The 14,367-nt window shown below is 32.5% G+C and carries 15 protein-coding genes; 10 read left to right on the forward strand and 5 right to left on the reverse strand.

The genetic code is table 11. The features are described 5' to 3' along the window. From AC2LE6_RS06005 to AC2LE6_RS06025, 5 genes are all read right to left on the reverse strand, one after another. A partial coding sequence (locus AC2LE6_RS06005) for an NADH-quinone oxidoreductase subunit NuoE family protein (protein WP_484478354.1) occupies positions 1 to 446 on the reverse strand: 446 nt, incomplete at its 3' end. A 4-nt stretch (positions 447 to 450) separates the two neighbouring features. After that, positions 451 to 1,794 carry a formate dehydrogenase accessory sulfurtransferase FdhD gene (fdhD, locus tag AC2LE6_RS06010; RefSeq protein WP_484478355.1) on the reverse strand — a complete coding sequence of 448 codons (1,344 nt, stop codon included), beginning with the start codon at positions 1,792 to 1,794 and terminating at the stop codon, positions 451 to 453. After that, positions 1,769 to 4,444, reverse strand: coding sequence for a formate dehydrogenase subunit alpha (gene fdhF / locus AC2LE6_RS06015; protein ID WP_484478356.1), 2,676 nt, complete (start codon positions 4,442 to 4,444; stop codon positions 1,769 to 1,771). Before fdhF ends, fdhD begins: the two co-directional genes overlap by 26 nt. 8 nt (positions 4,445 to 4,452) lie before the next feature. Further along, positions 4,453 to 5,985 carry an NADH-quinone oxidoreductase subunit NuoF gene (gene nuoF, locus AC2LE6_RS06020; RefSeq protein WP_484478357.1) on the reverse strand — a complete coding sequence of 511 codons (1,533 nt, stop codon included), beginning with the start codon at positions 5,983 to 5,985 and terminating at the stop codon, positions 4,453 to 4,455. A gap of 38 nt (positions 5,986 to 6,023) precedes the next feature. Beyond that, complete coding sequence (locus AC2LE6_RS06025; protein WP_484478358.1) at positions 6,024 to 6,512, reverse strand: MogA/MoaB family molybdenum cofactor biosynthesis protein; 489 nt, start codon at positions 6,510 to 6,512, stop codon at positions 6,024 to 6,026. Between the two features lie 139 nt (positions 6,513 to 6,651). On the opposite strand from AC2LE6_RS06025, the gene AC2LE6_RS06030 reads away from it, so the two are divergent. The 10 genes from AC2LE6_RS06030 to AC2LE6_RS06075 are packed head-to-tail and all read left to right on the forward strand — an operon-like array spanning position 6,652 to position 14,303. Then, positions 6,652 to 7,434, forward strand: coding sequence for an ABC transporter substrate-binding protein (locus AC2LE6_RS06030; RefSeq protein ID WP_484478359.1), 783 nt, complete (start codon positions 6,652 to 6,654; stop codon positions 7,432 to 7,434). Between the two features lie 8 nt (positions 7,435 to 7,442). Then, positions 7,443 to 8,126 carry an ABC transporter permease gene (locus AC2LE6_RS06035; RefSeq protein WP_484478360.1) on the forward strand — a complete coding sequence of 228 codons (684 nt, stop codon included), beginning with the start codon at positions 7,443 to 7,445 and terminating at the stop codon, positions 8,124 to 8,126. Then, positions 8,119 to 8,703, forward strand: a complete 585-nt coding sequence (locus AC2LE6_RS06040) for an ABC transporter ATP-binding protein (RefSeq protein WP_484478361.1) — start codon at positions 8,119 to 8,121, stop codon at positions 8,701 to 8,703. Before AC2LE6_RS06035 ends, AC2LE6_RS06040 begins: the two co-directional genes overlap by 8 nt. Beyond that, entirely contained in the window at positions 8,696 to 9,898 is a 1,203-nt protein-coding gene (locus AC2LE6_RS06045; protein ID WP_484478362.1) for a molybdopterin molybdotransferase MoeA, read from the forward strand. The genes AC2LE6_RS06040 and AC2LE6_RS06045 overlap by 8 nt, the downstream gene beginning before the upstream one ends. Next, a complete protein-coding gene (locus AC2LE6_RS06050; protein ID WP_484478363.1) occupies positions 9,899 to 11,782 on the forward strand; it encodes a molybdopterin biosynthesis protein in 1,884 nt (627 codons plus the stop codon). 15 nt (positions 11,783 to 11,797) lie between these two features. Further along, positions 11,798 to 12,739, forward strand: a complete 942-nt coding sequence (gene moaA / locus AC2LE6_RS06055; protein ID WP_484478364.1) for a GTP 3',8-cyclase MoaA — start codon at positions 11,798 to 11,800, stop codon at positions 12,737 to 12,739. Between the two features lie 3 nt (positions 12,740 to 12,742). Then, positions 12,743 to 13,207, forward strand: coding sequence for a cyclic pyranopterin monophosphate synthase MoaC (moaC, locus tag AC2LE6_RS06060; protein WP_484478365.1), 465 nt, complete (start codon positions 12,743 to 12,745; stop codon positions 13,205 to 13,207). Beyond that, positions 13,197 to 13,625 carry an MOSC domain-containing protein gene (locus tag AC2LE6_RS06065; protein WP_484478368.1) on the forward strand — a complete coding sequence of 143 codons (429 nt, stop codon included), beginning with the start codon at positions 13,197 to 13,199 and terminating at the stop codon, positions 13,623 to 13,625. Before moaC ends, AC2LE6_RS06065 begins: the two co-directional genes overlap by 11 nt. 9 nt (positions 13,626 to 13,634) lie before the next feature. Continuing rightward, complete coding sequence (locus AC2LE6_RS06070; RefSeq protein ID WP_484478366.1) at positions 13,635 to 13,778, forward strand: hypothetical protein; 144 nt, start codon at positions 13,635 to 13,637, stop codon at positions 13,776 to 13,778. A 3-nt stretch (positions 13,779 to 13,781) separates the two neighbouring features. After that, complete coding sequence (locus tag AC2LE6_RS06075; protein WP_484478367.1) at positions 13,782 to 14,303, forward strand: GNAT family N-acetyltransferase; 522 nt, start codon at positions 13,782 to 13,784, stop codon at positions 14,301 to 14,303. The last annotated feature ends 64 nt before the right edge of the window (positions 14,304 to 14,367 follow it).

Raw genomic sequence — 14,367 nt, forward strand, 5'->3', positions numbered from 1 at the left:
TCATCACTAGTTACTTTTTCGTGAATTGTGTCGTTCACCATAATGACAGGAGCACTAGAACAAGCACCAACACATCTAGTTGGAGCCAATGTGTATATTCCATCTTTTGTAGTTTCACCTAGTTGTATTTCTAGTTTTTCAGAAACTCTATCTAGAAGTCGTTCTCCGCCTTTTACATAGCAAGCAGTTCCAAGACAAACACCTACTGTATTTATTCCACTTGGTTCCATACTAAACATAGAATAAAACGATACTACACCATTTATTTTAGCCGTTGAGATTCTAAAATACTTTCCAATTACTTCTTGAACTTCTATCGGAACACAGCCGTATATGTTTTGTGATTCCTGAAGAACTTGCATCAATGGACTGTCTTCTTTTTTGTACTTTGAAAGAATGTTTTCTTCAAATAGATGAAGATCATTTTTACTTATATGTTGTTTCATATGATCACCTCTTTATCCTAAATGAGTGTGTGTATACATTGAACTTCTTACCTCTTGCAAAACCAACCAGTGTTATCCCATATTTCTCAGCGAGTGTTATCGCCAGAGAAGTAGGAGCGCTCCTTGAAATTACAATAGGAATTCTACTTACGGCACATTTTAATAGCATATCACTACTAATACGACCACTGGCAAAGATATATGAATTTATTGTTGGTATAGCATTTATTTTGATATGGCCCACAATTTTGTCTACTGCATTATGTCTACCTATATCCTCTACATAAATATTCTCATTGTTATATATATATAATGCACTATGAACTCCACCAGTAAGTTTGAACAGTCCTGAATAATTATTCAATGTTTCAGATGCATTGTAAATCTCCTCTTTTGAGATTCTAAAATCTGTAATGATTGAATCGGTTATGACACTATCCAAATCCTCATGAAACTTTGTACCTACACCACATCCACTTGTAAGTAATAAATCCTTATTATGTGATGTTGTATCAATTTCGTTTATTAAGGATACTGATACCTTATTGTTTGAAATATCTATATCAATATCTTTAATTTCACTGTAGTCTTCTATCAGTTTTTCACTGGATAAATATCCAACAATAAGCTCCTCAATATTGTTTGGTGTTATGAGAAGAGTAATATACTTCTCATCATTAATGAAAAGTGTAAGGGGGTATTCATTAATAACATTATCTGAAATATTATGCATTCCATTACCGGTTTGTTTCTCTATTTGAAATATTTTATAGTTATTGCTTAAATTACTCTTATTAAGTTCTTCGATTGTGTTGAGATTTGTAAAAATAGAAGACTCAAATGCCAACTCATCTCTTGAAAGTGTACCTATGAATCGTTGAAATGATTGATCTATTTCAAGGAATTCTTTAATTTTTGATAATATACTTTTGTTGTAGAATCCATGAAACGGTTCAAAGAATTCACCGTTTTTTACAATATAAGCTTCCTTGTTACTTAGTTTATCTACTTGCTGATGTATGAAATTTTCATCTAGTTCTGGCATATCACATGCAATCAGATAGTTGTACTCTGTTTTTGAATGAGTTAGTCCACTATGTAGTCCTGCAAGTGGACCCTTACTTTTAAGTAGATCAGTGTAAACTTTTACCTCTTGATTTATATACATATCTTTGTTTGGAGAAATGACTATCACTTCTTCAAAAATGTTTTTCAACTTTGATATTTGATTAAATACAATTCTTTCTCCATTTAGTTTTAATTCTTCTTTATTAAAACCCATTCTTTTGGACTGGCCACCAGCTAAGATAATGGCTGTGATATTATACTTTTGCAATTTGAACTGCACATACTTTCAGTTCAGGTATTTTACATGCATCATCAAGAACTGTGTTTGTTAGCATGTTTGCCCCATCAGCAAAATGGAATGGCATAAATATGACATCTTCACCTATGTCTTTGGATACATGAACTTTTGCGGTTGTGTCTCCACGTCTTGAGGAAACAACAACATAATCATCTTGTTTTAGTTTTAATTTCTTAGCGGATACTGGGTTAATTTCAATGAAGTTCTCTGGATACATTTCCATGATTTCTTCATTTTTACCTGTCATAGTAATTGTGTGGTAGTGATATAATATTCTACCAGTTGTTAATGTGAAAGGATAATCTGAGTCAGGTTGTTCTGCTGCACCCTTATAGTTGATTGGTGTAAAGTAACCAAGACCTCTACCGAATTCCTCAGGATATAAGAATTCTGTACCCATATGTTCTTTATCTAGAACGGGCCACTGTAATCCTGTTTCTTCGATTCTATCATAGTCTACACCTTGATAAATCGGTGTTAATTTAGCAATTTCATCCATGATTTCTTTTGCGCTTTTAATCTTGTAATTTGGATCAAATTTTTGCATTAATTCCTGAATGATTACATCATCAGGTTTACTATTTCCAACCGGTTCAATTGCTTTTCTTACTCTTTGAACACGACGTTCTGTATTAGTAAATGTACCATCTTTTTCAGCGTAAGTAGATGCAGGTAAAACAACATCTGCGAACTCAGCAGTTTCTGTCATGAATATATCTTGAACGACTAAGAAATCAACTTTTCTAAATGCTTCTTTTACATGTTGAATATCAGGGTCACTTACAATTGGATTTTCACCCATTATATACATTGCCTTGATCGTTCCACTATAGGCACCGTTTATGATTAGAGGGAGATGTAATCCTACGTTTTTGTCGATAGGTACATCCCATGCTTTTTCAAACTTGTTTCTAACGTCCTCATCATATACTTTTTGATAACCAGGTAGGTTGTTTGGAAGACCACCCATATCACAAGCTCCTTGTACGTTATTCTGTCCACGTAAAGGATTGATTCCTGCATTTTTCTTACCTACGTTTCCAGTCATAAGTGCTAAATTTGCGATTGATTTAACATGGTTGGTTCCGTTGCTATGTTGTGTAACCCCCATAGCATAGTAGATACCAGAAGTATGTGTTGCATATAATCGAGCGGCTTCTTTGATATCTTCTGTATTGCAGCCACATATATCTGCGTTCTCTTGAATATCTACATTTCGAATGATATCTATAAATGCATCGAAATTTTCAGTTCTTTTTTCTATAAATTCTTTGTCATATAATTCCTCATCATAGATAACTTTCATCATCGCATTAAACAACGCAACGTTTGTTCCTGGTTTGATTTGAATAAAAACATCTGCGTCATATGCAATGTCTATTTTCCTTGGTTCAGCAACAATGATTTTAGCACCTTGTTTCTTTGCCTGTCTCATAATACTTCCAATTACAGGATGAGTTTCAGTAGTATTTGAACCTGTGATAAATATTACTTCATTGTTCTTTACTTCAGCAATACTGTTTGTCATAGCACCACTACCAAGAGTCGTTGCTAGTCCACTAACAGTAGAAGCGTGACAAAGCCTAGCACAGTGATCTACATTGTTTGTCAATAGATATTTACGAATGAATTTTTGGAATAGATAGTTTTCTTCATTCGTACATTTTGCACTTGCCAAACCAGCTACACTATTTCTTCCAAATTCATTATGATAATAAGATAATTTTTTGTGGATAAGAGAATAAGCCTCTTCCCAAGATGCTTCTCTAAACTTACCGTTTTCTTTGATTAAAGGAGTTGTTAATCTATCTTTGTGATTAACATACTTAAACGCAAATTTACCTTTTACACACAGTAATCCTTTGTTAGGTATCTTGTTTAATGGTTCTATTTTAACAATTTTGTCATCTTGTGAAACGATATCAAATTGACATCCTACACCACAGTATGGACACGTTGTTCTTGTTTTCTTTGTTTTATGCATTCTGAATTTAGTCTTACTTTTTTCCATTAATGCACCTGTAGGGCAATTCGATACGCAGTTTCCACAACTGACACAGTTAGAGAAGTCCATACCTTTATCATAGGCAAAAGATATAAATGATTCGCTACCTCTTTGATTAAAACCTAAAGCTTCAACACCTTGAAGTTCACTACAAATCCTTACACATTTACCACACAAAATACACTTCTCTGGGTCTATATAGAAGAACCTGTTAGATGTATCTTTTTCAAAAGTTCTTTTGAAACCATCATACTTATTCTCACTCTTTATATCGTAAAGATACATATAGTCTTGAAGTTTACAATCTTCATTTGCGTCACATACAACACAATCGTTTGGATGAGAAGACCACATAAGCTCAATGACTTCGTTTCTTGATTTTTCTACTTTTTCTGTGTTTGTCTTTATAATCATTCCATCTTGAACTTTAGTTGAACATGATGTTTGAAGTTTCTTTTGGCCTTCAATCTCTACAACACATACTCTACAACTAGCTTCAGGATCTAATCGATCATCATTACAAAAAGTTGGAATAAATATTCCGTTGTCTTTTGCGACTTGAAGTACTGTTTTATTTTCATCTGTTTCAATTACTTGATTGTTAATTGTTAGTTTTATGTTTGACATAGTATCACCTACTTAGTAATAATTGCATCGAAGTTACAAGATGCAAAGCACTCTCCACAACGGATACAAATCGACTCATCAATTGTATGTTGTTCTTTTAGTGTTCCACTGATACATTGAACCGGACATCTTCTTGCACAAATTGTACAACCTGTACATTTATCTGTTATGAAATATTCACTTATAAGTCCTTTACAAGAACTTGATTTACATCTTTTATCATTTACGTGTTCTAAGTATTCATCATAGAAGTGTTCTAATGTACTTAATACTGGATTTGGAGCTGTCATCCCAAGGCCACATAGAGAAGACTCTTTTACAGATATTGATAAGTCTCTTAGTTTGTCGATATCATTTACAGATCCTTCACCATTTGTAATTTTTTCTAAAAGTTTATACATTTGCACGGTACCCTCACGACAAGGTGTACATTTCCCACAAGATTCATCCACTGAGAAGTCTAAATAGAATTTTGCGATATCAACCATACAATCATGATCGTTCAGTACTATCATTCCACCTGATCCCATCATGCTTCCAAGTTTTACTAAGTTGTCAAAATCTACTGATTCATGTAAATGTTTTTCAGTTAAGCACCCACCAGATGGACCACCTGTAAGTACTGCTTTGAATGTTCTTTTTCTACCGACACCTTTACCTATTTCGTGGATTATTTCACCTAGGGTTATGCCCATAGGAACTTCAATTAATCCGTTATATTTTACTTTACCTGCAAGAGCAAATACTTTTGTCCCAGGACTTTCCTCTGTCCCAAACCCTCTAAACCATTCATATCCATTGAAGATTATTTGAGGAACATTTGATAATGTTTCAACATTGTTGATTATAGTAGGTTTACCAAAAAGACCTTTTGCAGCAGGATAAGGAGGTTTGATTCTAGACATACCTCTTTCACCTTCGATTGAAGCGATGAGAGCTGTTTCCTCACCACATACAAATGCTCCTGCACCGAGTCTTATTTCTATGTTAAATGAGTAATCAGAACCGAGTACTTGATTTCCTAAAATTCCTTTTTCTAAAGCATCGTCAATTGCCTTTTGAAGTCTTTTGGCTGCAAGAGGATATTCTGCTCTAACGTATACATATCCTGTACTAGCACCAATACTATAGCCTGCAATGATCATTCCTTCAATAACGCTATGGGGGTCCTTCTCTAAAACAGAACGATCCATAAATGCACCAGGATCACCCTCATCAGCATTACATATGATATATTTAATATCACTTTCGTTGTTGTACGCAAACTCCCATTTTCTACCAGTAGGAAATCCACCACCACCACGTCCGCGAAGTCCAGACTTCTTCATTTCATCAATTACGTCTGTCTGAGATATTGATAATGCTTTTTCGAGACCAAAATAACCATTTTTCGCTATATAATGGTTGATGTTTTCGGGATCAATCACATCACAATTTCTAAGTACAACACGCACCTCTTTTTCATGCATTTTGTACACGACATTGTTCAGTTCAGGATATTGATTCAGTGTTTCTTCTTTAATTTCAGTTAAGTTAATCATATAGTCCTCCTAACAAAAAAAGACATAAAAATGTCTTTTTATTCTCCACAATCTGTATCTAATAACGTTAAGACCTTTAGGCCATGTGAAAATACGCTATCCAAGAAAGATAAGTTTTCTTTCACTGCTTTTAAACTTCCTGGTAGATTAATGATTAAACTACGATTTCGAATTCCACTTACACCACGAGATAGATAAGCTTTTTTTGTAACCTTATAACTCTCGTAACGAAGCATTTCACTTATACCAGGGACATCTCGTAAGATGACTTTTTTTGTGGCTTCTGGTGTATTGTCACGGGGTGAAAATCCAGTACCACCTGTTGTGATTATTAAATTTGATTTTAATGTATCTGAGGCGTATATTAATTTGTCTTGAATGCTCTTTAAGTCATCATTTATGATGACTTGATCAATAACCTCAAATCCAATTGATTCTAAATAGTCTTTGATATATGGACCTGATGTATCCACTCGTTCTCCTCTAAAGCCTTTATCACTACATGTAATTACATAAGCTTTAAACATGATATCACCTCTATATTTATTATAACATATTACTTTGTGTGAGAAGTAAATTCTTTTTTACTTATAAAGACTATGAAAAAGCGTAAAAAAGTTATATTTTTATGGTAAACTATAATGTAAGAAGATAAAGGGGTACTATATGAAAAAGTTATTGATTTTTTTTATGATATCATTGCTTATTTTGACAACTGGTTGTCAAAATAATGATAAAGTATTATATATTGCAACTACCACATCACTGGACAATAGCGGTCTTTTGGAATACTTGATTCCTCGTTTTGAAGAGGAGTACGGTATAAAATGTAATGTTGTCGCTGTTGGAACAGGTGCAGCAATAGAATTGGGTAAAGAAGGACAAGTAGAAATATTACTTGTTCATGATATAGAACGAGAATTAAAATTCGTTGAAGATGGTTATGGTACGAAGAGAAATAACATCATGTATAATGATTTTATCATCATTGGACCATCCATATTAAATGGTGAAACTTTGGATGAAGCTTTGAGTGAAATTATTGATAATCATAGTTTTTATTCTCGAGGAGATAATTCTGGAACACATAGTAAAGAATTATCATTATGGGAATTACATGGTTTTGATGTTTCATCATTCACAGACTTTTATTTCGAAACTGGGCAAGGTATGGGAAGTACGATAACCATGGCAGATTTGAGTGAGTATTTCACTTTGAGTGATCGTGCAACTTATTTGAGCATGTTAGAAAATATTTCGCTTGTAATTGGGTATGAAAACCCAAATGAATTGAAAAACCAATATGGGGTTATAAAAGTAAACCCTGAATTATATAGTAAAACAGATGAATATGCAGAACTTTTCTATAATTGGATATTGAGAGATGATGTGCAGCAACTTATTACAGAATATGAAATATATGAAACACAATTGTTTTATATAGACTAGGTGATTGTATGATAACAGAAAGCATTGTTGAAGCATTTAATTTGCTACTATCGTTTGACGAAGAAATATATCAAATTATATTTCTTTCTTTAACTTTGGCATTATTAGCAACATTGACAGCTTTAGTGTTTGGTGTTTTCTTTGGTATATTGATTAGTTCAACTACGTTTAAAGGAAAGCGATTCATTAAAAAATTGATCTTTACATTTATGGGGATTCCTCCGGTTGTTTTAGGTCTTTTTGTTTTACTGTTAACGATAGGCCCGCTTGATCCAGTATTTAATTTATTCACTGTTCAGGTAATGTTTTTCGCACAGTTTCTTTTGGTTCTTCCAATTATCACAGGTAATATTATTATCAGCAGTGAGAAGACACAAAAAGACGTCTTAGAAACAGCAGAAACACTTGGTGCTGGAAGAATAGATAAAATCAAACTTTTAATTACTGAAACTAAGCCATTTATTTTAATGAGTATGATTCTAGGTTTTAGTAGAGCTATTTCAGAAGTTGGAGCTGTCATGCTTGTTGGTGGAAACATAAGATATTCTACTAGAACGATGACGACATATATAGCTAGATCAAACAGTATGGGAGATTACAGCAAATCAATTGCCATGGGATTGATTCTATTAATTCTAGCGTTTGTTATTCATAGTGTTCTTGCTAGATTTAGAGGTGATTTCTATGATTAATCTACGTAATGTAAACATAGTTTTCTCTGATGTTTTAATCAAGTATAAAGATATCACATTTGAAAATGGCGAAATCACATTTATTTCCGGACCTAACGGAAGTGGTAAAACAACTTTATTAAAAGCCATTGCAGGGATTATAGACTATAAAGGTGAAATAGTAAGGAAAGGCTTTGTAACTTATGTAAGTCAAAAACCGGTATTGTTCTCAAAAACTGTATATGAGAATATAATATATCCTTTGCAAATCAGAAAATTAGATATATCAGAGTATGAAGACAAAATAAACTCACTTGTAAAATTGTTTGACTTGGAAAAAATACTGAATAAAAAGGCCAAAGCATGCTCAAGTGGTGAACAAATGAAAACAAGTATACTAAGAAGTATCATATTTGAACCTGATGTATTATTGCTAGATGAACCAACTACTGCTCTAGACATTAAATCAATTGAGGTTCTAACTAAATTACTGAGAGAGATTAAAAAAGACATGACTATTATTATATCGAGTCATGATAGATTATTTATTGAAGAACTACAAGACAACTTATACGAATTGGGTGATCCTTATGTTTAACGTAAAAACAATTGATGAAGCAAGAGAAATAATAAATGGAATAGATTTTACTCCAAACAAGATAACTTTGGATACTGTAGATTCGCTTGGATATGTTATTAGTAAAAGCATTTTATCAAAAGAAGAAGTACCAGCTTTTAACAAATCAACAGTTGATGGATATGCATGTAAATATGACGATGTAAAGTTAACAAATGAAGGTAGTCCGGTACTACTAAAATTAGTTGGTTCTATTGATATGGGTCAAACAAGTAATCACAAATTAAAAAGTGGTGAAGCATACTACGTACCAACAGGTGGATTTTTACCATCAGGTACTGAAGTTATGGTTATGATTGAACATACAGAAGTATTAAAAGATGAAGTATTAATATATAGAAAACATTCAATGAATCAAAACATGATTTTAAAAGGACAAGACATAAAACCAAACACTGAGTTGGTATCAGAAAACACACGTATCACACCAAGAGTTATTGGTGCACTTATGAGTCAAAACATAAGAAAAGTTGAAGTGTTTGATACATTAAGTTTCTCAGTCATTTCTACTGGAGATGAAATAACTGATCAAGACACAATACAATTAGGTCAAGTTAGGGATATTAATACACACAGTGTTTCTGCATACTTGCAAGAAAAAGGGTGTATAGTTACCAGTAAAGAGATCATTCAAGATGATTTCAATAAGTACAAAGAATCTATCGTAAGAGGATTTGAATCATCTGACGTTGTTATCACCAGTGGTGGAAGCAGTGTAGGTGAAAAAGATTATACGTTTAGAATTCTTGAAGATATTGGTGCAGATGTACTACTACATGGTTTAAACTTAAAACCTGGAAAACCAACAATTATTGCAACATACAAAGGTAAGATTTTTATTGGGTTACCAGGACATCCAATGAGTGCATATATGGTTATGCATTTCATAATGGATATGGTTTTGAAAACGGTATATAACCAAGTAGACTACGGTAGACCTTATCTTGAATTAGAACTAACTGAGAACGTGAATAATAACAGTGGAAGAACACTGGCACAATTGGTAAGTATCAGTAAAACACACGCAACTCCGATGCACTTTAAGTCCGCAATGGTCAACGTCTTAAAAGATGCATATGGATATATATTAATTGATCAGAATAACGAAGGTCTCTATAAAGGAGATTCTGTAAGAGTTTATAAGCTAGGTGATTAGATGAAACGTGATTACTATTTAAGAAGTGTAAACGAATCAAAAGCGTTATCGATTCTTGATAACTTATTTAGTGAGCACTATGTAATTAAATCAGAAATGATAAGTGTGTATGATAGTTTAAATCGAATTCCATTAAACAGTTTATACGCAAAAGTTTCTTCACCTTCATATAACGCTTCAGCCATGGACGGTATCGCAACAAAATCATCAATTACTTTTGATGCAAGTGAAACAACTCCTGTTACAATACCTTCAAATCAATTCATTGAAGTTAACACAGGGAATGTTATTCCTATAGAATACGACACTGTAATTATGATTGAAGATGTTGAGTTTATCGAAGAAGGTATTAAAATAATAAAAACGTACGCTATGTTTGAAAATATCAGACCAATCGGGGAAGATATTGTAAAAGGAGAACTAGTTGTACCTAAGTATAAGAAAATAACACCAATTATGATAGGAGCACTACTGTCTGCGGGGATTACTGAAATAATGGTAATATGTAAACCAAAGGTTTGTATTATTCCTACAGGTGATGAAATTATTTCCGCAAAACAAGAAGTAAAAGATGGAGATATTATAGATTCTAACTCATATTTTATGAAGAATGAATTAGAAATCCTAGGAGCACAAGTAGATGTACTCCCACCACAGAAAGACGAATATGGGATACTTGAAAATACCATTTTGAGCAATAGTTTGAAATATGATTTCTTAATCATTGGTGCAGGTTCAAGTGCTGGGTCCAAAGATTTCACTTATCAAGTTTTAAAACAAAAAGGACACTTGCATGTTCATGGGATTAGCATTAAACCCGGAAAACCGAGCATTATTGGTGAAATCAATCAAAAAATAGTACTTGGAATACCTGGTTATCCAGTATCTACATATATATCATTTCATTTACTTGTAAAGCATTTAATGAATAGATTCACGAAACAAAACAAACAAGTTCTTAGAACAATAAAAGCTAAATTAAGCAGAAAAGTTTACTCTAGCTTAAAAAATAAAGAATATATTCGTGTTCAGCTTGGAACTGTAAACAATGAGTTAATCGCAACACCTTTAAAAAGAGGTGCTGCAATTCAAATGAGTTTACTGAAAAGTGACGGACTGCTAATAGTTGATAGAAGTATTGAAGGATACGAACGAAACGATATGGTATCAATAACATTAAATGAATCAGAAATTGATACAAAGAAAACACTTGTATCAATAGGTTCTCATGATATCGTATTAGATCTAATCAATGACTTTATGAACGAAGAAGGATTCAATCTTGCAAGTTCTCATTTAGGTAGTTTTGGAGGGGTTCTCGCAATAAGAAACAAGGAATCGCACATAAGTCCCATCCACATATTAAGTGAGGATGGACAATACAATAAACACATTATTAAAGAGTACTTAAACACTAATTATGTATTGATTGAAGGAATGAAACGAAAACAAGGGTTATATGTAAAAAAAGGTAATCCTAAAAACATTCAATCAATAGATGATTTAAAAGATAGTAATTATTTTGTGAATAGACAAAAAGGTAGCGGAACAAGAATCCTATTGGACCAGTTACTTAGCACCAATAAAATAAACAAGGATTTAGTTAATGGGTATAATTATGAACTCTCAACCCATACACAAGTTGCTGTTGCAGTTCTGAGTGATAGATACGATGTTGGTCTTGGAATTCAAAGTGTAGCAGAACGCTATGACCTCGATTTTATAGAACTCGCAGAAGAATCATATGATTTTTTAGTTCATAAAGATACTCTCAAACTTGATTCGTTCAACGCATTTATTGATATCCTAAAATCAGAGGAATTCAAGTTAAAAATCAGTGAATATAAAGGATATAAACTAGATAAACCAGGAAACATAATATAACTAGGAGGTAATCCAGTGAAAGACACATACAACAGAGAAATAGACTATTTACGCATATCGGTGACTGACAGATGTAATCTAAGATGTCTTTACTGTATGCCAGATGGAATAGAAACAATTGAAAAAGAGAAAATAATTAGAAATGAAGATATCCTACAAATTGTTAAAGAAGCTTCAAAAACAGGTATAAAGAAAGTTAGAATTACTGGTGGAGAACCACTTGTAAGATCAGGAATTTACAATTTAATCAAAGAGATTAAAAGTGTACCTGGAATAGATGAGGTCGTTCTTACTACAAACGGAATCCTGTTAAAAGGTAATGTTAAAAAACTAAAAGAATCAGGTGTAAGTAGAGTGAATCTAAGTGTTGATTCTTTGAATCTTAATACAGTCAACTCAATTGTGGGTAGTAATATTGATTTCTCGTATAAAGAGTTGATTGATGAACTTCATCTACATAAGGTAACACCAATAAAAATTAACACAGTCTTGTTAAAAGGAATTAATGATCATGAGATTATGGATTTCTATAGGTTTAGCGAATCATCTAATTGTGAAGTACGATTCATTGAATTAATGCCTTTCGAATCTGACACATTCGATTTCAAGGAATACTACATTTCAAAATCAGATGTATTAGAACAAAACGCATTAGAGTTTAGTAGAAAATCAAACAACGTAGATTTTTATAAGTTGAAGGATTCAGATAAAGAAATAGGATTTATAAACGCTGTAAGTAGTAAGTTCTGTGAAGGGTGTAACAGATTAAGACTTACAAGCGATGGTTATATAAAACCTTGCTTGCATTCAAGCAAAGAATTACTTGTCAAAGGAAAGTCTGATGAAGATGTTCTTGCTGTGATTAAAGATGCAATAAAAGAGAAACCAAAACAACACAAATTAGATAAATCTTATACCAATTCATCGAAACGATCGATGAATAAAATAGGAGGGTAACATATGAGCACACATTTAAATAAAGATGGAAATGCAAGAATGGTAGATGTATCTGGCAAAAGTCATACAAAAAGAACTGCCAAAGCGATATCTAAAATGATATTTAATGAGGAAGCATATAAATCATTGAAAGATGGACATGTAAAAAAAGGTGACATTCTTAGCATCGCTCAAGTAGCTGGTATAATGGCTGCTAAAAAGACTTCGGATATAATTCCTTTATGTCATCCTTTACCAATATCACATATTGATATAACGTATTCATTTTCCGATGATATAAAAGAACTTACAATAGAATCTATTGTAGAAACTACTTTTAACACTGGGGTAGAAATGGAAGCATTGACTTGTGCAAGTGTTACCGCACTTACAGTGTACGACATGCTTAAATCAGTAGATAAATCGATTGTGATAAAAGAAACAAAACTTCTAGTAAAGAGTGGTGGAAAAAGTGATTATAAAAGGTAAAGTTATTTCAGTTAATGTATCAAAAGAAAAAGGGGTCGTTAAGGACCCTGTTGCAGAAATAGAATTAAAGGTGAATCATGGCATCGTTGGTGATGCTCACGCTGGAGATTGGCATAGACAAGTAAGCCTACTTGGGATTGAAAGTTATGAGAAAATGAGAGCACATGATTTAGAACTCTCAAACGGTGATTTTGCTGAAAATATAACAACAGAAGGTGTTATTCTATATGAGTTACCAATTGGTACAAAATTGTCAATTGGTGATACGATCTTAGAAGTAACGCAAATTGGAAAGAAATGTCACAGTGGGTGCGCTATTAGTGTACGTACAGGAGATTGTGTTATGCCTAAAGAAGGTATATTTTGTAAAGTAATAAAAAATGGTATAATAAAAGTAGATGACACAATTACCAAATAGGGGGACATTATGAGACTATTAGAATTTATTGTAGCAATGTTTTATATAATTTTAGTTGTAGCAATCATATTGCTTATACTAGTACTTATTATTCCGGTAGGAATCTTAGTCGGGTTATACTTCATTCTGTTTAAAAGAAAAAAGGTAGTTTAGGATATGATCATAGGTAATAAAATTACACTGAAATTGTTTGAAACTGAAAAAGAGATTATTCAGTTTTCAAAATTATATAATGATTTATCACAACGTGCACTTACAGATCATAATGAGTTAAGTTCTGTATTTAATAGAATAGAATCATTTAAAGAAACTGGATTTTGGAGTACAAAATCAGGAAATATGATGATACTCAATGAAGAAGAAAAATTCATAGGTACAATTGGTTTTTCTAGGGTTTCTGAATATGAGTTAAATATTGGGTATAGATTGCTAGTTGCTGATCAAAGAGGAAAAGGATATATGAGTGAATCACTTACACTTTTTGTAAAGCATATGTTTGAAACAGTACCAAACATTATTCGATTATCATTACATACTGCGTCAAATAATATACCAAGTAAAAAGTTAGCTGAGAAATGTGGTTTTACATTTGAAGGAACACTTAGACAAGCGTATTTTTACAGGGGAAAACATGAAGATTACGATGTATACTCATTGTTGAGAAAAGAAAAAAAGTAAAGCTTAGCTTTACTTTTTTATTTGCTCTAAATGTTTATAGTATAGATCATTTATAATCGCAGTT

This window comes from Candidatus Izemoplasma sp. (assembly GCF_982632705.1).

What these genes read in the sequence shown, in the direction of transcription:
- fdhF (WP_484478356.1), bottom strand. Translation starts at nt 4,444, where the DNA reads ATGTCAAACATAAAACTAACAATTAACAATCAAGTAATTGAAACAGAT.
- nuoF (WP_484478357.1), bottom strand. Translation starts at nt 5,985, where the DNA reads ATGATTAACTTAACTGAAATTAAAGAAGAAACACTGAATCAATATCCT.
- AC2LE6_RS06025 (WP_484478358.1), bottom strand. Translation starts at nt 6,512, where the DNA reads ATGTTTAAAGCTTATGTAATTACATGTAGTGATAAAGGCTTTAGAGGA.
- AC2LE6_RS06030 (WP_484478359.1), top strand. Translation starts at nt 6,652, where the DNA reads ATGAAAAAGTTATTGATTTTTTTTATGATATCATTGCTTATTTTGACA.
- AC2LE6_RS06035 (WP_484478360.1), top strand. Translation starts at nt 7,443, where the DNA reads ATGATAACAGAAAGCATTGTTGAAGCATTTAATTTGCTACTATCGTTT.
- AC2LE6_RS06040 (WP_484478361.1), top strand. Translation starts at nt 8,119, where the DNA reads ATGATTAATCTACGTAATGTAAACATAGTTTTCTCTGATGTTTTAATC.
- AC2LE6_RS06045 (WP_484478362.1), top strand. Translation starts at nt 8,696, where the DNA reads ATGTTTAACGTAAAAACAATTGATGAAGCAAGAGAAATAATAAATGGA.
- AC2LE6_RS06050 (WP_484478363.1), top strand. Translation starts at nt 9,899, where the DNA reads ATGAAACGTGATTACTATTTAAGAAGTGTAAACGAATCAAAAGCGTTA.
- moaC (WP_484478365.1), top strand. Translation starts at nt 12,743, where the DNA reads ATGAGCACACATTTAAATAAAGATGGAAATGCAAGAATGGTAGATGTA.
- AC2LE6_RS06070 (WP_484478366.1), top strand. Translation starts at nt 13,635, where the DNA reads ATGAGACTATTAGAATTTATTGTAGCAATGTTTTATATAATTTTAGTT.
- AC2LE6_RS06075 (WP_484478367.1), top strand. Translation starts at nt 13,782, where the DNA reads ATGATCATAGGTAATAAAATTACACTGAAATTGTTTGAAACTGAAAAA.